Consider the following 23,585-nt stretch of genomic DNA (forward strand, 5'->3'; position numbering starts at 1 on the left):
AGAACTCCTTAATGAGAAAATTCTACTTCTGATTCCCCCGTTTTTTAGGGGGCATTACCGTTGAACCTACTTAGCGCAGCACGTCTTTACTTGGACCAGGCTCCTCAATGGGTGAGTGAGATGGGTGCTGACCCAGCCCCCATTCGAGAACGTAAGCGTCATTTTTATGACTCGCTATTCGAGTACAGGTTCATGGAGGCGCTGAGAAATCACGTGCAACATGTCGGTTTTGCCGTACATGGGGTGACGATGGGGTCAAAATGGCTTCCAGAAGGCAAGCGTGAACGCCTTGAGGCACGAGTCATACCTTATGCGATGAAGTCAGCTCTTGCAGAAGACAAGCAATTCAAGGCGAAACTCAAGGGTAAGCTATTGGATGAATGTACGGAAAAAATTTCCATCATTCCGGCCGCACGCAAATACGTGGAAGCGTTGTCAGCGATTCATCGAGAAATCAGAGCGAAAACTGGATCGGTGATTTCTGCTGCGCGAGAGCTATTTCAGCAAAAAATCGAGGAACATGAAGCGCAGGCCGGGCAACGCATCCCTGGCCTATCTGCGATAGCGAAAAGCAATGGCATCGTTGAAGAAAGAATCCCAGTGTTCCTTGATTGGGATGAAGTTCGCATTTCACTGATCAAGAAGAACCCCGCCGCTGACAACTTGAGCAAGCACTATATAACTAGCCTCTACCAAGAGGAGAAATAGGGCTCTGCAAAAAGTACCTACGCTGTGCTACGCCTTGATTGGTTTGTGGTTGAGACGATCTGACGCATCCTGATGCCATGTCCGCTTATAGGAGATGGCCATGCTCAACGAACACGATGTTGGCAAGCCTGCGCCGGCTTTTTATCGCTTGGCAGACGTAGTACGCATTACGGCGCTCAGCCGCGCCACGATCTATCGGCGCATCGCAGAGGGACGTTTCCCTCGACCCGTCCATTTAGGTGGCCGCGCGTGCGGCTGGACCACAGCCGCCTTGCAGGCATGGATTGACAATCCCCAGGAGTACAAGGCAGCACTGCCGGCGGCGGCCAAACCATTGCGGCGTCGCCGCAACACCGATCGTCTCAAACTATCTCGCTTTTCGCGCAGGAAATTTCGGACACAGTTCGGACACGAAGGCGCCAGAAGTAGAAAAGAGCTTAGCGGATGACCGCTAAGCTCTTGATATTCTTGGTGGCGCATCCCTGATTCGAACAGGGGACCTGCGGATTATGATTCCGTCGCTCTAACCGGCTGAGCTAATGCGCCATCCTTGGCTGGCCTGTGGCTTGGCAGCGACTTGCGGGTTGCTGCGTGAAGCTGTTTGACTAGCGAAGAACGTAACTATAGCACAGTGTTTTTTTGGTTTGCAAGCCAAGTGATGGTTTTTTTAATAATTTTTCATGCGGGCGCCGCTTGGGGCGGGCGGTGCAGTTCGGCCAGGGCGGTAGGCAGGTCGGTCACGGGGTGGAAGGAGTCGGCGGTGGCCATGTTCCAGCCCACGCGGAAGATGTGATGGCGGAATTCGCCGCGCAACAGCTCGCCCTGGGACAGCTCGGGAAAGAGCGCCGAGAGCAGGCGGATCTCGCTGGAGGAAATGCGGCGCGCGATATGCTGGGGGCGCAATTGCTTGGGGTGGGTCAGCCCGGCTGCCTCGAGCAGTTCGGCCAGGGCGCGCAGCGTGTTGCCGTGGAAATGAGCTACCCGCTGGGCTTTGTCGGGCACCACCAGCGCGCGCTGGCGCAGCGGGTCCTGGGTGGCCACGCCCGTGGGGCATTTGCCGGTGTGGCAGGCTTGCGCCTGCAGGCAGCCGATCGCAAACATGAAGCCGCGCGCCGCGTTGCACCAGTCCGCGCCCATGGCCATGGTGCGTACCAGGTCGAAGGCGGTGATGATCTTGCCGGAGGCGCCGATCCGTATCCGGTCGCGCAGGTTCACGCCGACCAGGGTGTTGTGCACCAGGCGCAGCGCCTCGCGCAGCGGCGTGCCGACATGATCGACGAACTCCACGGGGGCGGCGCCCGTGCCGCCTTCGGCGCCGTCGACCACGATGAAGTCGGGCGTGATGCCGGTCTTGAGCATGGCTTTGACGATGGCGAACCATTCCCAGGGGTGGCCCACGCAGAGTTTGAATCCGACCGGTTTGCCGCCGGACAGCTTGCGCAGACGGGCCACGAAGTGCATCAGCCCCACCGGCGAATCGAAGGCGCTGTGGCTGGCGGGTGAGTTGCAGTCCTGCCAGGGAGGCACGCCGCGCGCTTCGGCGATTTCGGGGGTGACCTTGTTGGCCGGCAGGATGCCGCCATGGCCCGGCTTGGCGCCTTGCGAGAGTTTGATCTCGATCATTTTCACCTGTGGCGTACAGGCGTTGCGCACAAAGGCCTCTTCCGAGAAGGCGCCGTGCTCGTCGCGGCAACCGAAGTAGCCCGAACCGATGTTCCAGATGAGCGAGCCGCCCGGTTCGCGGTGGTAGCGGCTGATGCCGCCTTCGCCGGTGTCATGCGCGAAGTTGCCGGTGCGCGCGCCTTCGTTCAGGGCCAGCACGGCGTTGGCCGACAGGGCGCCGAAGCTCATGGCGGAGATATTGAAGACCGACAGCGAGTAGGGCTGGGTGCAGTCCGGGCCGCCGACCTGGATGCGGAAATCGGCGTCGGCGATATGGGAGGGCGCCATGGAATGATTGATCCATTCATAGCGGTCGCCGTAGACATCTTCCTGGGTGCCGAAGGGGCGCTTGTCGATTTCCTGTTTGGCGCGCTGGTAGACGATGGAGCGCTGCGCTCGGGAGAAGGGCTGCGCCTTGGTGTCGTCTTCCAGGAAGTACTGACGGATCTCCGGGCGGATGAACTCGAACAGAAAGCGCAGATTGCCGAGAACGGGATAGTTGCGCCGGATGGCGTGACGCTGCTGCAGCAGGTCGTAGATGCCAAGCAGGGCGAGGGCGCAAAGTGGGGCGGCTGCCCAGAGCCAACCCCAGCCGGAGACAACGCTCAACGTCAGGGTCAGGGCTGCACCGATGAGTATGAGTGCAAAGGCCGTATAGCGGCCGGCAAACCATTGCATATACCTCTCCGAGAAACACGTGTGTTGCTCACGTTACCAGATTCGTCGGACGATCTTCCCGTGTGACTGCCGTCGTTTTGGGGCGTCTTCTAGGGCGCAGGCTGGTGCCGGAGGCTCTGGGATAATGGGCGCCTGGCATTTTGGAGCGGCAGATCGTGAGGGCAGCGGGTTCTTCTTCCGTGCATGTGGTGATAGGTTCATGGGATCGTCTGCGTCCAGACGCCTGGCCGATTCGTCTGGAGGTTTTTGTCCAGGAGCAGTTCGTGCCGCCAGAGCTGGAGCTGGATGAGTACGATCCACTATCGCAACATGCGGTGGCTTATGACCTGGCGGGGCAGCCTCTGGCGACCGGGCGGCTGTTGCCGGATGGTCATATCGGCCGCATGGCGGTGCGTCGTTCGGCCCGAGGTTCGGGCGTGGGGGCGCAAGTCCTGACGGCCTTGATAGCGTGCGGTCGGCAGGCGGGTCACAAGCGTTTGATCCTTAATGCGCAGATACAGGCGATGGGCTTCTATGAAGCGTTTGGTTTTGCGGCGGAAGGTGAAATATTTCTTGATGCCGGGATCGAGCACCGGGTCATGGTGAAGCCTTTGTGATCATGCCGCTGCGGCGCCGCAGGCGACGCCATTGCAGGGTTTTTTCTACACGCCTTGTTCGCCGCCATGTCAGCTGGCGGTATCCGCGCTTTTCTCTATGCGCGACAGATTGCTGTGCGCTTGAGCGGCATTGCGCTTGCCTTGGGCTGGGCCGTGCCAGCCAGCCCGTGTGCCGGTGGTCATCCTCACCCAGACGCTGGTCGAGCCGATGGCCCGGATTGTCTGGGTGAAGCCATCGGTTCGTGGGCGGCGCGGCTCAGCAGTGCGGCGCTCGACCGAAGTCCTCACCCTGTGGCGTAGTTCTTTTTACGGTGACTCGTCCTGTTTGATGGGCGGCAGCCGGGGGGCATAGAGGCGGCATCCCATAGTTACGTCATTTATGAATGATAGTGATTCTCATTATCAGTTGTTGATGTATGAATGTGGGATGGATCGCGATGCAAAAATTCCTGTTGGGCTCTCTGGCGCTGGTGGCAGGGGGTGGGTTGGGTGCCGCGCAGGCGGTGGCGCAGCTTGATCGTGCGGATCAAGGGCCAGTGTTGCTGGAGCGCGTGTGGGTGGTGGGCCATCTGGAGGATCCACTCGCTGATGAGCTCGGACGCGAGGCGCTGGATCGTTTTCGCGGCACAGGAAATGCGGAAGCATTGACCCAGGTATCCGGCCTGCAATTGAATAACATTCGCAACGAAGCCGGCGCGCTCGATGTCGGCATACGCGGGATTCAAGGCGAGGGCCGGGTGCCCGTCTATGTGGATGGCAGCTTGCAATCCACCCATACCTGGCGCGGCTATCAAGGTGAAAGTGACCGCAGCTATATTGATCTGGATTTCATCGGTCAGGCCAGGGTCGATAAGGGGTCTTCCATCGGCCCATATGGCGCTGGCGCGGTCGGCGGTGTGGTGCAACTGCGCACGCTGACACCTGAGGATGTGTTGCTGCCCGGCAAGGATGTCGGTGTGTGGATGAAGGCGCGCGTCTATAACAATAATCGCTGGCCGCAGATTCCGGCAGATGAGGCTCTGCAGGAATATTACGTGCTGCACAATCGTATTCGCCCCGGTCGGTTCGCCAATGGTGCGTTGACGCTGGCCTGGGCGTGGCGCACGTCATTGCTGGATGCGGTCGTGGCGGTCAGCAGGCGTCGCACTGGCAATTATTTTGCCGGCAGCCGCAATGTTGAGCGCTATGCCGATGACGTGACTGGTCTGGCCACGGAAGAGCCTGGCGATGACTTGGTCGTCAAGCCCGGGCAGGAGGTGGTCAATACCAGTTTTGCCAGCGTGTCCACACTTGCCAAATTGGGTTGGAATATCGCCTCCGGGCAGCGCCTGGAATTGAACTATCGCCATCATGAGCAGCGCGCTGGCGAGGTGATGGCGGCGTACTGGTACAAGCAGGAAAACGATATCAATTTCAACCCCTGGCCGCCGGGTGTGGAGTCGATGCCGCAGTGGGCCTTGGGGACTGCGCGTGTCGATGCTTATCGGTTGCGGTATGGGTGGCGTGTGGCGCCGTACATCGATATGGATGTCAGTATCTGGCAGACCCGCGCGCGCCTGACCCAGCACAACGGGCTCTTTAGCACGTCGGCCGATTACGGCGATCAGTATCGGCACAGTTATGCCGATACGCGTGACGGGTTTGCCTGGGCAAATCGCAGCGAGCTTGGTGGGGTGTCATGGCATTACGGTGTGGTGTTGGACGAGCAACGTACAAGGCCGCGAGACAGCCGGGCTTCGCGTGATGCACGACGCCGTCAATATGGGGTGTATGTCGATAGCGCCTGGCGGTTGTGGCGTGGGCAGATGCGTGCAGGAGTGCAATGGCATGGTGCGCAAATCACAGACTTTGCCAGCAAGGGCCGGCACACGCGCTATGCCCCGCGGCTGGATCTGCGGGCCCAATTGGAGCTGCCCTTGCAATCCGGGCTCAGTGTCTTTGCCAAGGCGGGGCGCAGTTATCGCAACCCGAGTCTGTTTGAGGGCTCGGCGTCAGGGCAACTCTTCAATTATGACTGGCGCCATCCCCTGCGTGCGGAGCGCCTGGACAGTCTGGAACTCGGGCTGAAAGCGGAATGGGAAGGGGTCTGGCAGCTGCAAGACAGCTTGGTGTTACGGCTGGCACGCTTCGAAAATTGGGCGCGTCACTATATTTCTGCAGCGAAACTGCCACAGGCTCCGGGAGTGCCGGTCTGGAAGGCAAATCTGTCATTTCAGAACTATGACGTATTCCGTTTGGGCGGGTTTGATCTCGGCCTGCGCTACGAGCATCCGCGCTTTTTCATCACTGCCTCCGCCATGCGCTACGACGAGCCTTGGATATGTCTGGATGGGGTATGCAATTCAACGGGCTTCAGCCGGAGCCTGATCTCCAGCCGCGTGCCGCCGCGTCATTCGTACGCCATTACGGCCGGGCTGTATTTTCTGGACGGGGCGGTTACGCTGGGCGCGCGCTTGCGCTATCACTCCGGCAAGCAGAGCCCGGTGGGCTGGCTCGCGGGTACTGCCGCGCCGGCGGTGAAGCGGATCCCGCAGAACAGAACCGTAGATGTATTTGCGAGCTATCGCATCAGCAAGGGGGTTGAGCTGGATTTCAATATTGATAATCTGACCAATCAATATGCCTATGACCCGGGCACGGTGATTGCCATGCCGCTGCCGGGCCGCACGGTCAGCCTGGCATTGTCGGTACGTTTCTAGGGCAGGGCTGTGCCGGCCAATTCAAAAGAAGGCAGGGAGGGCAGGGTGGCTGGAAAGTGGGGCGGCAATAAAAAAAAGCCCGGATGCGTGAGCATCCGGGCTTTTTGGCACATCGCGCAAGTTGCGTGATGTCAAATTGGTGCCCAGGAGAGGACTCGAACCTCCACACCTTGCGGCACATGGACCTGAACCATGCGCGTCTACCAATTCCGCCACCTGGGCTTAGACTGTGATTTCCTGCATCGTTTCGCGCACAGTCATGCGAACGACCATGGATATTACCCGGCCATGATCGGGGATCCTTGTTCGGAAGGTACCGAATGAAAACCTGAATTAGTGATTCCGGTTTCCGGCGCACCGTGATGGATCATGTCACGATGTTGATTGGTGCCCAGGAGAGGACTCGAACCTCCACACCTTGCGGCACATGGACCTGAACCATGCGCGTCTACCAATTCCGCCACCTGGGCTCTGTCGTTCGTTGCGTCACCGCGTCGATCAGCAGGACGCGAATTATGCACACTTTTTGGAATGCGTGCAAGTCGAGGCAAAAATAATTGCATCGGGGCGGCTATGCTGTGTGTCGTTTCTTTTTCTGGGTTGTCATGTCCCGTCCTGTCTGTGGGCGTTGCGAGCGTCCTCTGTCGCATTGTCTTTGCGCCCTAGTGCCCAAGCTCTATTCGGACACTCGTGTGCTGATTCTGCAGGATCCGCGCGAGGCGGGTCATGCGCTGAATACGGCGCGGCTGGCCTGGCTGGGCCTGGCGCGCGCGCAGCGGGTCGTGGCCGATCAGTTCGATCCGGTTTTGTGGCAGCAGCCAGGTTGGGCCGCCTATCTCCTGTTTCCCGGAGAGCAGGCGCAGGTGGTCGGCCCGGCGGTGGCGGGCGCGCCGGGGCGTCTCCTGGTGGTACCGGATGCCACGTGGCGGCGGGCGCGCGCGATGGTGGCGCGCCACCCGGAGCTGGCGGCGTTGCCGCGTCTGTCCCTGCCGGGTGTGCCGCAAGGGCGCTATCGGGTGCGCCACGCCGATCTGCCCGGCGCCCTGTCGACGGTGGAGGCCGTGGCGGCAGCGCTTAATGGGCTGGAGGCCAGCTCTCGCTATGACGCATTGCTTGAGCCGCTCGAGCGCCTGGTGCAGGGCCAGATCGAAGCCATGGGGCAGGCGCGCTACGAAGCGCACCATGTGCGGCGGGAGGGGTCGCGACGCTAAAGGCCTTTGCGGGGCCGCTGGAAAAGCGAGATGGAAAAGCAAAACCCCCGATGGCAGGGCCACCGGGGGTTTTATCTTGCTTGCGGGCAGTGCATGCACTGCCTGCTGAAACTGTGGTGCCCAGGAGAGGACTCGAACCTCCACACCTTGCGGCACATGGACCTGAACCATGCGCGTCTACCAATTCCGCCACCTGGGCACTGTGCCTGTCAACGATTTTGCTTTGAAATTCACGTAGACTAGCTACTTCGCAAAACGCTGCGTCTGGCTTTCAGTGTCGCACTGGGCTGACCACAGAAGCTGCGCATTATATACGGGATTTTCAGTTTTGGCAAAACGATCGAACAAAGAAGCGAACAACAATAATAAATCCACCCCGGTCCTGGCCGCTGCTCCCCCGGATTTCGATCCGGACGTCCCGTCGCGCGAAGAGATACTCAAGGCTTTGCGCTCGGCGCCGGGCCCTTTGTCGCCCGCCGAGCTGGCCGAACGCATGGGGGTGGAGCGCGATGCCACCCTGGTGGGGTTCGAGCGCAGGCTGGCTGCCATGGAGCGCGATGGGCAACTGTTGCCCAACCGCAAGGGCGTGCTGCTGCTGGCGACCAAGCTGGATTTTGTGGCCGGACGGGTGCAAGGCCACCGTGACGGCTTCGGCTTTCTGGTGCGCGATGACGGCGGTCCCGATATCTTTCTGTCGCCGCGCGAGATGCTCAAGGTGCTGCACGGCGATCGTGTGCTGGTCAAGCCCAATGGCGAATACCGCGGCAAGCCCGATGGCACCATCGTCGAGGTGATCGAGCGGCGCACCAACAAGCTGGTTGGCCGCTTCCTGCACGAACATGGCCTGTCCATCGTGGTGCCCGAAGATCAGCGCATCAAGCACGACATCCTGATTCCGCCGGACGACACCAACGGCGCGCAGCACGGCCAGGTGGTGGCGGTGCAGATCATCGAGCAGCCGACCCGCCATACCCAGCCGCTGGGGCGGGTTTCGGAGGTGCTTGGCGAGATCGACGACCCCGGCATGGAAATCGAGATCGCGGTCCGTAAGTTCGACGTGCCGGTCGCTTTTTCCGAGGCCGCGCTCAAACAGGCCGCCAAACTGCCCGAGGTGGTCCGCAAGAGCGACCTGAAGGACCGCGTCGATCTGCGCGATGTGCCGCTCATCACCATTGATGGCGAAGACGCGCGCGACTTCGACGATGCGGTCTATTGCACGCCGGTCGATCTGGGCACCGGCACGCGCAAACGCCCCGGCTGGCGCCTGCTGGTGGCCATCGCCGATGTCAGCCATTATGTCCGGCCCGATGACGCGCTGGACGAAGATGCCTTCGAGCGGGGCACCAGTGTGTATTTCCCGCGCCGCGTGATTCCGATGTTTCCGGAGTCCCTGTCCAACGGCCTGTGTTCGCTGAATCCCGACGTCGACCGGCTGGTGCTGGTGTGCGACATGGTCATTCCGGCCACTGGCGCCAAGGCGGGCACGGTCACGGCCTATCAGTTCTACAACGCCGTCATGCATTCGCATGCGCGCACCACCTACACCTCCATCTGGGAGGCGCTGCAGCAGCCTACCGGGCCGGCCGCGCAGGCGCTAGGCCCGCGCCTGGCGGATGTCCAGCATCTGCATGATCTGTACCAGTTGCTGTCCCAGCAGCGTAAAAAGCGAGGTGCCATCGACTTCGAAACGGTCGAGACCCGCATCGTCTGCAACGAACTGGGTCGCATCGAACAGATCGTGCCGATGGTGCGCAACGACGCCCACAAGCTGATCGAAGAGAGCATGCTGGCGGCCAATACCTGCGCGGCCGATTTCATGCTGCGCAACAAGCATCCGGGCCTGTTCCGTATCCACGAGGGCCCGACGCCCGAGCGCCTGCAGGCGTTGCGCGAGTTTCTGCGCACCGTGGGCCTGTCGCTGGGCGGCGGCGAAACGCCGTCGGCCAAGGACTATGGCGAGTTCCTCGATTCGGTGCGCAGTCGCCCCGACTTCCCGCTGCTGCAAACCATGAGCCTGCGCTCCATGCAGCAGGCCGTCTACAGTCCGGACAACATGGGTCACTTCGGCCTGTCGTATCCGGCCTATTCGCACTTCACCTCGCCGATTCGCCGCTATCCCGATCTGCTCACCCACCGGGTCATCAAGGCCCTGCTGGCGGGCAAGCGCTACGTGCCCGAGCTGGAGTCTCAGCCAGTCGTGATCGGGACCACAAAGCGCGAGCATGAGCATGCGATCTGGGAAAAGATGGGCCTGATCCTGTCGGCCAGCGAGCGCCGTGCAGACGAAGCTTCGCGCGATGTCGAGGCCTGGCTCAAGTGCTGGTTCGTGCGCGAGCGCGTGGGCGAAGATTTCAGCGGCACGGTCACCGGCGTAGCCAGCTTCGGGATCTTCGTCACGCTCGATACTCTGCACGTCGAGGGCATGGTGCACGTCTCCGAACTGGGCAGCGACTACTTCCAGTTCAACGATGCCATGCACGAGCTGCGCGGCGAGCGTACCGGCATGCGCTACCGCCTGACCGACAAGGTCCAGGTGCAGGTGTCGCGCGTCGATCTGGAGGCGCGCCGCATCGAGTTCCGCCTGGTCAAGGGAACCAGCTACGAGTCTTTGCGCAAGCAAAGCCAGCGCAATCCCGAGGAGCCGCGCCGCATCAAGAAAGCCGCCGCGCCCAAGCCGGCCGCCCTCAAGGGCCAGACCGCCAAGCAACGCCGCGCCGAAGCCAAGAAGGCCGCCAAGCCGCTTGGTGCGACGCCGGCCAAGGTGGTCAAGCGTGCTGCGGCGCCGTCCAAGAAGGCGCCCCGGCTGCGCTAGTCGGCGGTCGCGGTAACATTGCAGCATTGTTCAGGGGCCGCCGTCGTGCGGCCCCGTCCCGTCGGTCCGGACTGACGGGTTATTGCGTTTTTCTGAGGTAGTCACATCATGGCGTCGGCCCAAGTTCTGGCAGGTTTTCATGCGGTCGTGGCGCGTTTGCGCCACGCGCCGGATTCCATCAAGGATATCTACGTCGAGGCGTCGCGCCGCGACAAGCGCATGCAGACTTTTATCGAGCAGGCCACGCATGCCGGCTGCCGGGTGCATCCGGTGTCGATGGATAGGCTCGACGGCCTGGCGCGCGGCACCCGCCACCAGGGCGTGGTCGCGCTGGCCGACGAACGTCAGCTCGCCGTGAGTGTCGACGAGGTGCTCGATGTGATCGAGGGGCCGGCCTTTCTGCTGATCCTCGATGGCGTGACCGATCCGCACAACCTGGGGGCCTGTCTGCGTACTGCCGATGCGGCGGGCGTGCATGCGGTGATCGCCCCGCGCGATCGCGCAGTCGGCTTGAACAGCACCGTTCAGCGGGTGGCCTGTGGCGCAGCCGACACCGTGCCCTACATCATGGTGACCAATCTGGCGCGCACGATGCGCGAGCTGAAAGAGCGCGATATCTGGCTCGTGGGCACCGATGATCAGGCCAGCCATGACATGCACGCCGTCGATGCGCGCCGCGCCATGGCGTGGGTCATGGGGGCGGAAGGCGAGGGCATGCGCCGCCTGACGCGCGAGACCTGCGATGAGCTGGTCAATATCCCCATGCTGGGTTCAGTGGAAAGCCTGAACGTCAGTGTCGCCAGCGCCGTCTGCCTCTACGAGACCGTTCGTCAGCGCCGGGCCTGAGCCCGGGCGCCCCTTTGCGGCGCGCCTTGCGCCGTTTTCCGCAGTTTTTCGCCAGCCTTGATCATCATGCACCAGAACGGCTTTACCACCACCATTCTTCACTCCGACCGCAGCCAGTCCGTCGAGCACGGAGCGGTGCACAAGCCCATGCATCCCTCTTCGGAGTATGTCTACGAAGATGCCCATGAACTGGCGGCCGTGTTCCAGGGCCGGTCCGGCTTTACCTATGCCCGCCAGGGTACGCCCACCACGACGGCACTCGAGGCCCGGATCACCAAGATGGAAGGCGGCACGGGCACGGTCAGTTTTGCCACCGGGATGGCAGCGCTGGCGGCCATTTTCACGACACTGCTGCGCCGCGGCGATCACCTGGTGTCCAGCCATTTCATTTTCGGCAATACCAATAGCCTGCTGGGTACGCTGGCCGACCTGGGCGTGGAAGTGACCACCGTCGATGCGACCGATGCCGGGCAGGTGCGTGCGGCCCTGCGACCCAACACGCGTCTGGTATTCACCGAAACCATTGCCAACCCAGGCACCCAGATCGCGGATCTGGTCGGCCTGGGCGAGATCTGCCGTGAGCACGGTCTGGTCTACGTGGTGGACAACACGCTGACCTCGCCTTGGCTGCTGCGGCCGCGCGATGTGGGGGCCTCGCTGGTCATGAATTCCTTGTCCAAGTACATCGGCGGACACGGCCATGCGCTAGGCGGAGCCGTGACGGATACCGGCCTGTTCGACTGGTCGGGCTACGCCAATATCGCCGAGGCTTATCGCAAGGGCGCTCCGGCCGGCTGGGGGCTGACCCAGATCAAGAAAAAGGGCTTGCGCGATATGGGAGCGACCCTGGCCGCCGAGCCTGCCCATCGCATTGCGGTGGGCGCCGAGACGCTGGCTTTGCGCATGGACAGGCATTGCAGCAATGCCTTGGCGCTGGCGCGTTTTCTGCAGGGCCATGCCGGTGTGGCGAAGGTGCATTATCCGGGGTTGCCCTGCCACCCTCAGCATGCGCGTGCCGCCGCCTTGCTGCGTCCGGGCCGGTTCGGCGGCCTGCTGGGCGTGGAGCTGGCTGCCGGCATAGATTGTTTCGATTTTCTCAATCATTTGCGAATCGTGCTCAATGCAACGCATCTGGGCGATACGCGCAGCCTGGCGCTGCCGGCGGCACACACCATCTATTACGAAATGGGCCCCCAGCGCCGCGCGGAAATGGGCATCGCCGACAGCCTGATCCGGGTTTCGGTCGGGATCGAAGATGAAACCGATTTGTTGCACGATTTCGATCAAGCACTAGTCGCTGCAGCTTCTCGCTAGGCGTTTCTGTTGATTGCGGAAATCGCTAAAAGCTAGTAGTGGCGCGGCCTGCGGGCCTGTCATGCTTGACAGGCCCAGGTGCGGAGTGCCTAATATGCCACTGTGCCGCGGTGCTTGAACGCCCCGGAAAACAGGGCGCAATCCTGTGGCGCAGCAGTCATTACGCCGCGTTGTCGCGGCGCAAGAAACATCAAGTCGTCATTCGCCTGTTCTGACGCGATTCCCTGGCCTTGTGGTCCCGGGTCGTGAAAAATCCTACTTTGTGAGGGGTAACACTGAATGAACAAATCCGAACTCATCGATCACATTGCCAGCAAAGCCGACATCTCCAAGGCAGCGGCAGGTCGTTCGCTTGATGCATTGATCGGTGCCGTCAAAACGACGTTGAAAAAGGGCGGTACGGTTACGCTGGTCGGTTTTGGCACGTTTGCCGTGTCCTCGCGCGCTGCCCGTACCGGCCGCAATCCGCGCACCGGCGAAGCCATCAAGATCAAGAAGGCCAAGGTGCCGAAATTCCGCCCGGGCAAAGCCCTCAAGGATGCCGTGAACTGACGCGACGCATGCCAGCCGGGCCGAAATGGGCCGGGCAGGCGGGCTGATTTGCCGATCGTTTTGCAGTTCGCTATACTTCAGCCCTCGCATGACTTTGAGTGGCCCCGCGAAGGGTGCTTAGCTCAGCTGGTAGAGCGGCGCCCTTACAAGGCGTAGGTCACAGGTTCGACCCCTGTAGCACCCACCATCAAAGCTGCGTCAATGAGGCACTTGGAGAGATCCGGGTGCCTTTTTTGTTGCCTGTCGTATCTGGCGGGCGATGAAACGCCTCCCGGATACCCGCAGGCGCACGAAGCCGTCGACGCTCTCTATCGGGGTCAGACGGATTGTGCGTCCTCTACGGCGGCTGTCTTGCCTATTCCCGGCTCTGAAGCGATGTCTTGCGCGATACCTGCCGGCACCCAGGATCATCTTTGATATTAAGCTTGCGAATCATTCGCATTTGATATATCGTGATGGACTTGCAAACGCCTGGGGCAGGTCGGTTTTTGACCGTGCGGCCGGCGGTAGTCGTCAATGTTTCTGGCTGATTCATGCCTCACCCACATAACGGTTGGATGTCTGCTTCGCAAGCCTCTCTCGGGCTGCGTGTGGGCGCCGGCGTCGCTGTGCTTGCCGTGCATGCGGCGGTCATCGGTGCAGTTTTCTTCATGGACTCGGAGCCTCCCGAAATGGTGGAGCCCGAGCCCGTCATGGTGAGCATCATCGAGGCGCCGATGGTGCAGGTGGCGAAGGCCGAGCAACTGGTCGAGGAAACGCCTCCGCCGGAGCCCGAGCCTGAGGTCGAGCCGCCGCCGCCCGAGCCCGAGCCGGAAATCGAACCGGAAGTCGAGCCTGAAATCGAACCCGAACCTGAGCCCGAGCCGGTGGTCGAGAAGGCCCCCGAGCCGGCGCCCAAGCCCAAGCCCAAACCTAAGCCAAAACCCAAGCCCCAGCCCAAGCCGCAACCCAAGCCGCAACCGGTCGAGCAGCCCAAGGTCGAGGCCGCGCCCAGCGGCGCCACCGAGGGTGAGCAGGTCACTCAGGCGCCGACGGCGGGGCCGGCGCCTGACGAGCCGGTCTTCATGACCAGCGTGGAATATCTGGGCAAGCCGCCCGCACCGAAATATCCCAGTGACTCCCTGCGGCGACGCGAGCAGGGCAGGGTGCTGGTGATGGTGCAGATCAGCCCGCAAGGCAATGTAGAGAAAGCCTGGATCGACACCTCGTCCGGGTACCGTCGTCTGGATAACGCCGCATTGGAAACGGCGCGCAAGGCGCGCTTCAAGCCGGCCATGCGCAATGGCAAGGCAGTGACGGGCCAGGCCAGAATTCCGTACGACTTTGAAGTCAAGTAAGTCCAGCTACAGGTAAAGGGAACACGATGTTCAACGTACTTCAGAATGCCATGATGGCCGTCGCCCAGGCGGCGCCCGCGGCCGAGTCCGCTCCGGGCAGCGCACCCGCCGCGGCCCCCGCCGTTGCGCCGGATCCGGCGCTGGCCGCCCCGCCGCCGGCGCTGGCGCCGCTGCAGCAAAGCGCCGATACGCTCAACGCAGCCGCGCAGAATGCGCCGCCCGATATGGGCTTTCTGCACTTTGTGGCCCAGACCGACTTCGTCGGCAAGACGCTGTTCATCATCCTGATCCTGATGTCCCTGGTGACCTGGTACCTGATCGTCGTCAAGGTGGTCAGCAATCTGCGCATGCGCAAGCGTTCCGGCGTCTTCCTGAACCATTTCTGGAATGCCAGCTCGCTGCAGCAGGTTGAAAACGAAATCGTCACGCACGGCGCGCAGGATCCCTTCTCGCACCTGACCAGCCATGCCATCCACGCGCAGAGTCATCACGCCAAGTTCGGCGCCACCAAGCTGGAAGAGGCGGGCAGCAACAGCGAGTTCGTCACCCGCACCATGCGCAAGGTGATCGACGAGGAAACCGCCAAGCTCGAGAACGGCCTGACGGTGCTGGCTTCGGTGGGGTCGACCGCCCCGTTCGTGGGTCTGTTCGGCACCGTGTGGGGCGTGTATCACGCGCTGGTCGGGATCGGCCTGTCGGATGGCGTGACCATCAATCGCATTGCCGGTCCGGTGGGCGAAGCCCTCATCATGACCGGTCTGGGCCTGGCAGTGGCGATTCCCGCCGTGCTGGCCTACAACATGTTTGTGCGCAACAACCGCGTCTACCTGTCGCGTCTGGATGCCTTCGCGCATGACCTGTTCGCCTTCCTGACGACCGGCCAGCAGGTCGAGGTGTCCGATGGCAAGGTGCGCGCCCTGGGGCGTCAGCGCCACGCCCGAGGGGGTGAATAATGGCCTTCGGCAGCTTCGACAATAAAGGGTCGGGCGGCCACACCGTGTCCGAGATCAACATGGTGCCGCTCATCGACGTGATGCTGGTGCTGCTGGTGATCTTCATCATCACGGCGCCGCTGCTGGCGCATTCCATCAAGATCAATATGCCGCAGGTGTCGGCCGAGCAGGTTCAGGAAGATCCGAAAACGGTCGATCTGGCCATCGATGCCAATGGCGCGATCTTCTGGGATGAGATGCCGGTCACGCTGGAAGACCTGCCGCAGCGATTCCAGGCTATCGCCGGCGATAAGCCGCAGGCCGAGATCCGTATCCGCGCAGACCAGAATACGCGCTACGAAACCCTGGCGCGCGTGATGGCTTCGGCGCGCCGCTCGGGCATGGCCCGCATCGGTTTCGTGACCACCCCGGCGCCGGCCGAAGGGGCGCCGGCTGCGACCACGCCCTGAGTCTGGGGCCAGGCAGCCCGTACCCGGCCGCCCTGTAAAGGGGCGGCTTTTTTTCGTCCTGGCCGCAGCAGCGGCACGGATCGCGTTAAAATTGCCGCATGCGAGTACTTGTAATCGAAGACGACACGACCCTGGGCCACGCGCTGCAGGAGTTCCTGTCCGACCAGGGGTATGCCGTCGACTGGCTCACCGAGGGCGATAAGGTTCGCGGAGCGCTGGCGGGGCTTTCCTATGACCTGCTGTTGCTGGATCTGAATCTGCCCGGGCTCAGCGGGCTGGAGGTATTGCGCCAGCTGCGTCAGGAAGGCAATCAGGTGCCGGTGCTGATTCTCACTGCGCGCGATGGCCTGGATGACCGCGTTGCCGGTCTCGATGCCGGCGCCGATGACTACGTGACCAAACCCTTCGATCTGCCCGAGCTGGCTGCGCGTGTGCGCGCCCTGGGACGCAGGCGTGCCGGCCAGGCTCAGCCGCAGATCGAGGCCGGCCCTCTGGTGTTCGATACGGTCGGGCGCGAGGTTCGCGCCAATGGTCACCGGCTGGCCCTGTCGGTACGCGAGCTGTCGGTGCTGGAGATGCTGATGGCACGCGTGGGTCGGGTGGTCACCAAGCGCCAGATCGTCAATTCCCTGTCTGCCTGGGATGCCGATTTCAGCGAAAATGCGGTCGAAGTCTACGTATATCGTCTGCGCAAGCGCCTCGAAGGGACGGGCGCCAGCATCCAGACGGTGCGCGGCTTCGGCTATATGCTGGATGTCGAGGCCGCCTAGGCCTTGCGCGCCTTTGCCGTGCTGCTGAGACACCTTCATGACAGCGCCCCGGCCTGATCCTTCCGGCGAGTCCTCGGGCTGGCATCTGCCAGCCGGCTCGCTGGCGCGCCGTCTGGTGCTGCGCCTGATGCCGCCCATCATGTTCCTGGTGCTGCTGGACCTGGCTGGAACCTGGGTCATCACCCACAAGATCGACATGGCTGTCTGGATGCTGGAGGATTTCTTCTGGCTGATGGTGGTTGGACAGCTCCTGTTGATGGTTCTGTGCGCGGTGGTGATCGTGAAGGGGGTGCGGTCGGGCCTGCGGTCGGTGCAGGATCTGTCACAGGAAATACGCCAGCGCTCCATCGACGATATGCAGCCGATGGCGGTGCAGGGGCTGCCCGCCGAGATTGCGACGCTGGTCACGCACATCAATGATCTGCTGCTGCGGCTGGACGCCTCGCTGGCGGCGCAGCGACGTTTCATCGGCCACGCGGCGCACCAGTTGCGCACCCCCTTGAGCGGCCTGCGTCTGGAGTCCGAGCTGATGCTGGCGCGGCCTTTGCCGGAGGATGTGCGGGCCCGTGCCGAACGTATCAAGGCGGTCAGCGATCGCATGATCCGGCTGGGGCAGCAGTTGCTGGTGCTGGCGCGCGCCGATCCGAATGCAAGGCCGCAGGATGGCTTCGTCAGGCTGGATCTGTGCGAGTGGGTGCGGGCCAGCGGCGCCGAATGGATTCCTCGCGTGCACGCCGCGCAGATGGAGATGGACCTGTTCGCGCCGGAGGATCCGGTATGGGTCGACGGCGATCCGCTGCTATTGGACGAACTGTTGGGCAATCTGATCGACAATGCCCTGCGCTATGGCGGGCCGCAAGCGCGTATCCGTTTGACTGTAAGCGAGAATCCGCCCACGCTGGCCATCGAGGATGATGGTCCGGGCATCGCGCCGGGTGACCAGGAGCGGGTGTTCGAGGCGTTCTACCGCTCGCCGCTGACGCGCAGCGAAGGCTCGGGCCTGGGGCTGGCGATCGTGCGCGAAATCGCGCATGCGCACGGTGCATGGTGGCGCTTGAGCAGCCGTCCGGCTTTCGCCGGTACGCGCATCACGGTGGTGTTCCCCGGGCCCCGCAAGGGGGCCCAGCTTTCGCGCCAGGATCCTTTCAATGTCTCTGTCTCCAACGACTGACCGCAGCCGTTCTTTTGGTCTGATGCTGGGCGCCTTGGGGGTGGTCTATGGCGATATCGGCACCAGCCCCCTGTACACCCTGCGTGCCTGCCTGGCGATGTTCGACAGCCTGCAGCCCGACCATATCCTGGGGGTGCTGTCCATTCTGTTCTGGCTGCTGATGGTGGTGGTGTCGTTCAAGTACGTGACGCTGGTGCTGCGGGCCGACAACCGCGGCGAGGGCGGCACGCTGGCGCTGCTTGAGCTGGCAGTGCGCGGCCGCCAGGGCCGGGGTCGCAGCGGGCTCATCATGTTGGGCATCTTCGGCGCGGCGCTGTTCTATGGCGACAGCATGATTACGCCGGCGATCTCCGTGCTGTCGGCTATCGAAGGGATCGGCGTGGTATCGCACACGCTGGATCACTGGGTGGTGCCGTTGGCGCTGCTGGTGCTGATCGGCCTATTTTCCATCCAGTCGCGTGGCACGGCCCTGGTGGGGCGCCTGTTCGGCCCGGTGATGGCGCTCTGGTTCGTGACGCTGGCCTTGCTGGGCCTTTGGCAGATCAGCCTGGCGCCGCAGGTGTTGCAGGCCTTGAATCCGGTATGGGGGCTGCGTCTGGTGGCCAGCCACCCGCTGATGAGCTTCCTGCTGCTGGGCGCCGTCGTGCTGGCGCTGACCGGCGCCGAAGCCCTGTACGCCGATATGGGGCACTTCGGCCGCCCGGCCATCCGACGCGCCTGGTTCGCGCTGGTGCTTCCGGCACTGACGCTGTGCTACCTGGGCCAGGGCGCGCTGCTGCTGCGCGACCCCACCGCCATCCGCAATCCCTTTTTTCTGATGGCTCCGCAGTGGGGCACGGCCGCCTTGGTCGGCCTGGCCACGGTGGCGACGGTGGTGGCCTCGCAGGCTGTGATTTCCGGGGCGTTTTCCGTGACGCGCCAAGCCGTGCAGCTGGGCTTTTGGCCGCGCATGCGGGTGCTGCATACATCGGCGACCGAGCAGGGGCAGATCTATCTGCCGCAGGTCAATGCCCTGTTGCTGTGCGCCGTGCTGGCGCTGGTGCTGTTGTTCCAGAACTCCGAGAGTCTGGCAGCCGCCTACGGTTTCGCCGTCACCGGCACCATGCTCACCACCTCGGTGCTGGCCTTCGCCGTGCTGCCGCGCGGCACGGCGGGCGGACGGCGCCTCTTGTGGCTGTTGGTGCTGAGCCTGCTGCTGGCGGTGGATGTGCTGCTGTTCGGCGCCAATCTGTTCAAGATCCACGAGGGGGGCTGGATGCCCTTGCTGGTGGGCGTGGTGGTATTCACGCTCATGATGACCTGGCGGCGTGGCCGCCAGATCCTCACCGAACAGCAGGCGCGCGATCGCCAGCCGCTGGCGGAGTTCATGGAGCAGCTGGAGGCCTATCCTCCTGCGCGCGTGCCCGGCACGGCGGTGTTCATGACGCTGAACGTGGAGAACGTTCCGCCGGCGTTGCTGCACAATCTGAAGCACAACAAGGTGCTGCACGAGCACGTGGTGTTTCTGGCCATCCGGGTGGCGGATGTGCCTTATATCGCCGCGGAAGAGCGCTTCCAGGTGACCCGGGTGAGCGCCTCGGCCTGGCAGGTCGTGGTTCAGTACGGTTTCAAGGAGGATCCGGATGTGCCGGGCGTGATGCGGCTGGTGGCCGAGGCCTATCCGGAGCTGGATCTCGAGCCGATGCGCACCTCGTACTTCCTGTCGCGCCAGACGGTGGTGGCGGCCCACCGGGCGGCGTTGCCGCGCTGGCGCCGGGCGCTGTTCGCTTTCCTGGCGCGCAACTCGACCCGTTCCACGATGTATTTCAAGATTCCGCCCAATCGTGTGGTCGAGATGGGCATGCAGGTCGAGCTCTAGGCGGTTCGGGTGATGGTTGCCTATTCGCCGCGCCGGGCGCGGTTGGATCACCCAGTGGACTATCGGCCTTTGTCTCAGGTGCGGTCAGACCAATACACCCATATGATCCGGTTCGTTGGTTCATCGGCCGCGGCGTAGCGCGCACAGGCGTATGCCGTGGCGGGTGGCGGACATCTGTATTTGGGAGTCAGTGCTGTCGGCTGCGTCATGGCCGCAGCGGGTATCGTTGCCGGGCGGGACTTTGCCGGGCACGGAAGTGGGTGGACAGTGAGGAAGCGGTGCAAGGCCTTGCAGGCTTTGCTGCGCGACCGCACAGGGAGTACGCGACACACCAGGGCAATGCACTGCGTGCTTGCCTTGCTGCGTTGGAGGCATTACGCCACGAGGAGGTGGCTGTGCCGATGACCGGCAAGAGAATGCAGCACACAGTCAGTGCAAGGCGCGGGTGAGTCATCAGGCAAAGGCGGTCTTGGCCGCGGGTGATCCCCGCGGGGCACCGTCGCTGTCGTGATCGCGCTGCGTGTGAGCGGGCTGCTGGCAGCCCGCAGGCGGGTGGGCTCCTTTCCGTTGGCCGATGACAGCCGGCGGGACGTCGAATCCGGGGCGCAGACCCTGCGCCTGGCCGCTATCCGTGTCTGTGAAGACAGGCCGCTTTACCCCTGCGTGCTGGCGCATCCTGCGCAACGGCAACCGCCGGCATCTGCCTCCCGAACACGGATCCCATTTTTCATCAGAAAAGCAAGGAGGCTTTTTATGACGCTCGACGTCACGACTATCGATGCCATTGCCCGGCGTCTGCACGAAGCAGAACGCAGCCGCCAGCAGATCCGCCAGCCGTCGCTGGATCACCCCGAGATGGATATCGCCGATGCCTATGCGGTGCAGCGTCGCTGGGTGGAGTTGAAAATCGCCGAAGGGCGCCGTTTGGTTGGCCACAAGATCGGCCTGACTTCGCGCGCCATGCAGCTGTCGTCGCAGATCGATGAGCCGGATTTCGGCGCTTTGCTTGATGACATGCTGTTCGAGGATGGCTCGACCATCCCGAGCGATCGCTTCATCGTGCCGCGCCTGGAGGTCGAGCTGGCCTTCATCCTGGACAAGCCGCTGCGCGGTCCGGGCGTGACGCTGTTCGACGTGCTGGATGCGGTGCGTTATGTCACGCCCGCGTTGGAAATCATCGATGCCCGTTCGCATCAGATAGACCCCGAGTCGCGTCGCCCGCGCAAAGTGTTCGACACCATTTCCGACAATGCGGCCAATGCCGGCGTGGTGATGGGAGGGCGTCCCGTGCGGGTTCACGACGTGGACCTGCGCTGGGTCGGCGCCATCCTGTCGCGCAATGCCGTGATCGAGGAGACGGGGCTGGCCGCCGGCGTCCTGAATCATCCGGCCAATGGTGTGGTCTGGCTGGCCAACCGTCTGGCCGCCTATGGCGTCGAACTGGAGGCGGGCCAGATCATACTGAGCGGTTCGTTCACGCGTCCGGTGTTCGCCGAGCGCGGCGATACCTTCCATGTCGATTACGGCCCCCTGGGCGCCGTGGCCTGCCGCTTCGCCTGAGGAGAGCGATCATGAAGACTCCGGTCAATACCTTCAAGGCCGCGCTGGCTCGCGGCGAACATCAGCTCGGCCTGTGGCTCGGGCTGGCCAGCCCCTACAGCGCCGAAGTCGTGGCCGGCGCCGGTTTCGACTGGCTGCTGATCGACAGCGAACACGCACCCAACACGCTGGATACGATCCTGGCGCAACTGCAGGTGCTGGCCGCCTATCCGGTCGAGCCGGTGGTGCGCCCGGGCTGGAACGATCCGGTCGAGATCAAGCGTCTGCTGGATATCGGTGCGCGCACGTTGCTGGTGCCTATGATCCAGAGCGGCGAAGAAGCCGCCGCCGCCGTGGCCGCCACGCGTTATCCGCCTGCCGGCATCCGCGGCGTGGGCAGCGCTCTGGCGCGCGCCTCGCGCTGGAACCGTCTGCCGGACTACCTGCATGAGGCCAATGACAGCATGTGCGTGCTGGTGCAGGTCGAGACCCGTCGCGGCATCGAGGCGCTGGACGAGATCTGCGCCGTTGATGGCGTGGAAGGGGTTTTCATCGGCCCGGCGGATCTGGCTGCGGACTATGGTCACCTGGGCAATCCGGGCGCTGTGCGCGAAATCATCGAGCAGGCCCTGGCGCGCATCCGTTCGCATGGCAAGGCTGCAGGCATCCTGATGGGCGACGCCGCGATGGCGGATCACTACCGTAGCTGCGGCAGCCTGTTCACCGCTGTCGGGGTGGATGCAACGTTGCTTGCGCGTGCGGCTGAGGCCCTGGCGGCGCGTCATCGGGCAGCGCCCGAAGCAGCGTCCAAGCTTGCCGAAGGCGCGGGCAAGGGCGGGGTCTATTAAGTAAATAGGATCCCCGGCGGGGGCTGCAGCGTGGCCCTCGCGCATCCCTGATGCTTGCCGGCGCGGCCAGACCGCAGACGGATCCGGCATCCAGATAAAAAAACCCCTCATCCGCTTGGGCGGATGAGGGGTCGTGAGGCGCCGGAAACGGCGCTTTATTATTTTTTCTCGTCTTTGAGCTGGGGCAGCGCAGCGCCCGAAGACGGCGCCAGCAGACCGGCCTTGACGTAGGTGATGAGCTTGTCGCGCGTGTCGATGATGTCCAGGTTGCGCATCGTCAGTTGGCCGATGCGATCCTGCGGCGAGAAGGTCGACTCACCCTTTTCCATGGTCAGGCGCTCGGGCTGGTAGGTCAGGTTTTGCGAAACCGTGTCCAGCAGCGAGTAATCGTTGCCGCGACGCAGCTCGATGGTCACCTCGCCCGTGATGGCGCGCGCCACCCAGCGTTGGGCGGTTTCGCGCAGCATGATGGCTTGCGGGTCGAACCAACGGCCTTGATAGAGCAGGCGGCCCAGCTTGCGGCCGTTTTCGCGATACTGCTCGATGGTGTCTTCGTTGTGGATGCCGGTGACCAGGCGCTCGTAGGCGATGAACAGCAGCGCCAGGCCCGGGGCCTCGTAGATGCCGCGGCTCTTGGCCTCGATGATGCGGTTTTCGATCTGGTCGCTCATGCCCAGGCCGTGGCGCCCGCCGATGCGGTTGGCTTCCATCAGCAGTTCGACCATGTCGGTGTACTCGACGCCATTGAGGGCGACCGGGCGGCCTTCCTCAAAGCGCACCGACACCGTTTCGGGCTTGATCTGGACGTCTTCGCGCCAGAAGGCCACGCCCATGATGGGCTGCACGATCTTGATGCCGCTGTTCAGGTGCTCCAGATCCTTGGCTTCGTGGGTGGCGCCCAGCATGTTGGAGTCGGTGGAGTAAGCTTTTTCGGCCGACATCTTGTAGTCGAAGCCGGCGCGCTGCATGTACTCGGACATTTCGGCACGGCCGCCGAGCTCGTCGATGAACGCCTGGTCCAGCCAGGGTTTGTAGATCTTCAGATCCGGGTTGGTGAGCAGGCCGTAACGGTAGAAACGCTCGATGTCGTTGCCCTTGAAGGTGCTGCCGTCGCCCCAGATGTTGACGCCGTCTTCCTTCATGGCGGCCACCAGCATCGTGCCGGTGACGGCGCGGCCGATGGGCGTGGTGTTGAAGTAGGTCACGCCGGCCGTGGAAATGTGGAAGGCGCCGCTTTGCAGCGCGGCGATGCCTTCGGCCACGAGTTGCGCGCGGCAGTCGATCAGGCGGGCGTTTTCTGCGCCATATTCCTTGGCGCGGCGCGGGATGGCGTCGTAGTCGGGCTCATCGGGCTGGCCCAGATTGGCGGTGTAGGCGTAGGGGATGGCGCCTTTTTCGCGCATCCACAGCAGGGCCGCGCTGGTGTCCAGGCCGCCGGAGAAGGCAATGCCGACCTTCTGGCCGGTAGGAAGGTGCGGAAGAATGGTAGTCATTGTGTATTCGAAAGCGTCAAGGAGACTGGCGGCGTAAGCCCAAGCCCGCCATTTTAGCGCGTTTGGGCCTACAGGCAGGAAGCGCCCGG

The 23,585-nt window shown here is 63.1% G+C and carries 19 protein-coding genes and 5 tRNA genes; 18 read left to right on the forward strand and 6 right to left on the reverse strand.

Annotation, left to right across the window (positions count from 1 at the left end):
* Nucleotides 1–213 precede the first annotated feature (213 nt).
* Entirely contained in the window at nt 214–708 is a 495-nt protein-coding gene (locus A7V84_RS15855; RefSeq protein ID WP_127070824.1) for a hypothetical protein, read from the forward strand.
* A gap of 100 nt (nt 709–808) precedes the next feature.
* Nucleotides 809–1,156, forward strand: a complete 348-nt coding sequence (locus tag A7V84_RS21775) for a helix-turn-helix transcriptional regulator (protein WP_082833037.1) — start codon at nt 809–811, stop codon at nt 1,154–1,156.
* 21 nt (nt 1,157–1,177) lie between these two features.
* Here the strand turns inward: A7V84_RS21775 and A7V84_RS15860 are convergent.
* Together A7V84_RS15860 and A7V84_RS15865 are read right to left on the reverse strand one after the other, a co-directional pair.
* Nucleotides 1,178–1,254 (reverse strand) — tRNA-Met (locus tag A7V84_RS15860).
* 132 nt (nt 1,255–1,386) lie between these two features.
* On the reverse strand, nt 1,387–3,048 hold the full coding sequence (locus A7V84_RS15865) for an FMN-binding glutamate synthase family protein (RefSeq protein ID WP_025514595.1): 1,662 nt from the start codon (nt 3,046–3,048) through the stop codon (nt 1,387–1,389).
* 155 nt (nt 3,049–3,203) lie between these two features.
* Between A7V84_RS15865 and A7V84_RS15870 the strand changes: the two genes are divergently transcribed.
* Together A7V84_RS15870 and A7V84_RS15875 are read left to right on the forward strand one after the other, a co-directional pair.
* Nucleotides 3,204–3,644, forward strand: coding sequence for a GNAT family N-acetyltransferase (locus tag A7V84_RS15870; protein ID WP_231940055.1), 441 nt, complete (start codon nt 3,204–3,206; stop codon nt 3,642–3,644).
* A 437-nt stretch (nt 3,645–4,081) separates the two neighbouring features.
* On the forward strand, nt 4,082–6,343 hold the full coding sequence (locus A7V84_RS15875; RefSeq protein ID WP_162269650.1) for a TonB-dependent receptor domain-containing protein: 2,262 nt from the start codon (nt 4,082–4,084) through the stop codon (nt 6,341–6,343).
* Nucleotides 6,344–6,480: 137 nt separating this feature from the next.
* On the opposite strand, the gene A7V84_RS15880 is transcribed toward A7V84_RS15875, so the two are convergent.
* Both A7V84_RS15880 and A7V84_RS15885 read right to left on the reverse strand, forming a co-directional pair.
* Nucleotides 6,481–6,565 (reverse strand) — tRNA-Leu (locus tag A7V84_RS15880).
* A 163-nt stretch (nt 6,566–6,728) separates the two neighbouring features.
* Nucleotides 6,729–6,813: transfer RNA gene (locus A7V84_RS15885), tRNA-Leu, on the reverse strand.
* Nucleotides 6,814–6,948: 135 nt separating this feature from the next.
* On the opposite strand from A7V84_RS15885, the gene A7V84_RS15890 reads away from it, so the two are divergent.
* Nucleotides 6,949–7,554: a tRNA-uridine aminocarboxypropyltransferase gene (locus A7V84_RS15890; RefSeq protein ID WP_063492640.1), complete on the forward strand. Its 606-nt coding sequence runs from the start codon at nt 6,949–6,951 to the stop codon at nt 7,552–7,554.
* Between the two features lie 114 nt (nt 7,555–7,668).
* Here A7V84_RS15890 and A7V84_RS15895 read toward each other — a convergent pair.
* Nucleotides 7,669–7,753 (reverse strand) — tRNA-Leu (locus A7V84_RS15895).
* Nucleotides 7,754–7,882: 129 nt separating this feature from the next.
* On the opposite strand from A7V84_RS15895, the gene rnr reads away from it, so the two are divergent.
* The 13 genes from rnr (at nt 7,883) to hpaI (ending at nt 22,003) form a co-directional block, all read left to right on the forward strand.
* A complete protein-coding gene (rnr, locus tag A7V84_RS15900) occupies nt 7,883–10,366 on the forward strand; it encodes a ribonuclease R (RefSeq protein WP_115638875.1) in 2,484 nt (827 codons plus the stop codon).
* 108 nt (nt 10,367–10,474) lie between these two features.
* Entirely contained in the window at nt 10,475–11,212 is a 738-nt protein-coding gene (rlmB, locus tag A7V84_RS15905; RefSeq protein ID WP_025514601.1) for a 23S rRNA (guanosine(2251)-2'-O)-methyltransferase RlmB, read from the forward strand.
* Nucleotides 11,213–11,278: 66 nt separating this feature from the next.
* Entirely contained in the window at nt 11,279–12,526 is a 1,248-nt protein-coding gene (locus A7V84_RS15910) for a cystathionine gamma-synthase family protein (protein WP_025514602.1), read from the forward strand.
* A 279-nt stretch (nt 12,527–12,805) separates the two neighbouring features.
* Nucleotides 12,806–13,078 (forward strand): HU family DNA-binding protein, encoded by a 273-nt coding sequence (locus A7V84_RS15915; RefSeq protein WP_025514604.1) that lies wholly within the window; start codon nt 12,806–12,808, stop codon nt 13,076–13,078.
* A 111-nt stretch (nt 13,079–13,189) separates the two neighbouring features.
* Nucleotides 13,190–13,265: transfer RNA gene (locus tag A7V84_RS15920), tRNA-Val, on the forward strand.
* 346 nt (nt 13,266–13,611) lie between these two features.
* On the forward strand, nt 13,612–14,415 hold the full coding sequence (locus tag A7V84_RS15925) for an energy transducer TonB (protein WP_025514606.1): 804 nt from the start codon (nt 13,612–13,614) through the stop codon (nt 14,413–14,415).
* A gap of 26 nt (nt 14,416–14,441) precedes the next feature.
* Nucleotides 14,442–15,368 (forward strand): MotA/TolQ/ExbB proton channel family protein, encoded by a 927-nt coding sequence (locus A7V84_RS15930; RefSeq protein ID WP_025514609.1) that lies wholly within the window; start codon nt 14,442–14,444, stop codon nt 15,366–15,368.
* Nucleotides 15,368–15,817, forward strand: coding sequence for an ExbD/TolR family protein (locus A7V84_RS15935; protein ID WP_025514611.1), 450 nt, complete (start codon nt 15,368–15,370; stop codon nt 15,815–15,817). The genes A7V84_RS15930 and A7V84_RS15935 overlap by 1 nt, the downstream gene beginning before the upstream one ends.
* 98 nt (nt 15,818–15,915) lie before the next feature.
* Nucleotides 15,916–16,587, forward strand: a complete 672-nt coding sequence (locus tag A7V84_RS15940) for a response regulator (protein ID WP_025514613.1) — start codon at nt 15,916–15,918, stop codon at nt 16,585–16,587.
* 37 nt (nt 16,588–16,624) lie between these two features.
* Nucleotides 16,625–17,758 carry a sensor histidine kinase gene (locus tag A7V84_RS15945; protein WP_052125744.1) on the forward strand — a complete coding sequence of 378 codons (1,134 nt, stop codon included), beginning with the start codon at nt 16,625–16,627 and terminating at the stop codon, nt 17,756–17,758.
* Nucleotides 17,736–19,616 (forward strand): potassium transporter Kup, encoded by a 1,881-nt coding sequence (locus A7V84_RS15950; protein ID WP_025514616.1) that lies wholly within the window; start codon nt 17,736–17,738, stop codon nt 19,614–19,616. The genes A7V84_RS15945 and A7V84_RS15950 overlap by 23 nt, the downstream gene beginning before the upstream one ends.
* Before the next feature lie 753 nt (nt 19,617–20,369).
* On the forward strand, nt 20,370–21,176 hold the full coding sequence (gene hpaH, locus A7V84_RS15955; RefSeq protein ID WP_063492355.1) for a 2-oxo-hept-4-ene-1,7-dioate hydratase: 807 nt from the start codon (nt 20,370–20,372) through the stop codon (nt 21,174–21,176).
* 11 nt (nt 21,177–21,187) lie between these two features.
* A complete protein-coding gene (gene hpaI, locus A7V84_RS15960; protein ID WP_025514623.1) occupies nt 21,188–22,003 on the forward strand; it encodes a 4-hydroxy-2-oxoheptanedioate aldolase in 816 nt (271 codons plus the stop codon).
* A 158-nt stretch (nt 22,004–22,161) separates the two neighbouring features.
* Here the strand turns inward: hpaI and argG are convergent, their stop codons facing one another.
* The gene (gene argG, locus A7V84_RS15965; RefSeq protein ID WP_025514625.1) at nt 22,162–23,496 is read right to left on the reverse strand and encodes an argininosuccinate synthase; all 1,335 of its coding nucleotides are present in this window, start codon (nt 23,494–23,496) and stop codon (nt 22,162–22,164) included.
* Nucleotides 23,497–23,585 lie beyond the last annotated feature (89 nt).

The organism is Bordetella trematum (genome assembly GCF_900078335.1).
Lineage (GTDB): Bacteria > Pseudomonadota > Gammaproteobacteria > Burkholderiales > Burkholderiaceae_B > Bordetella > Bordetella trematum.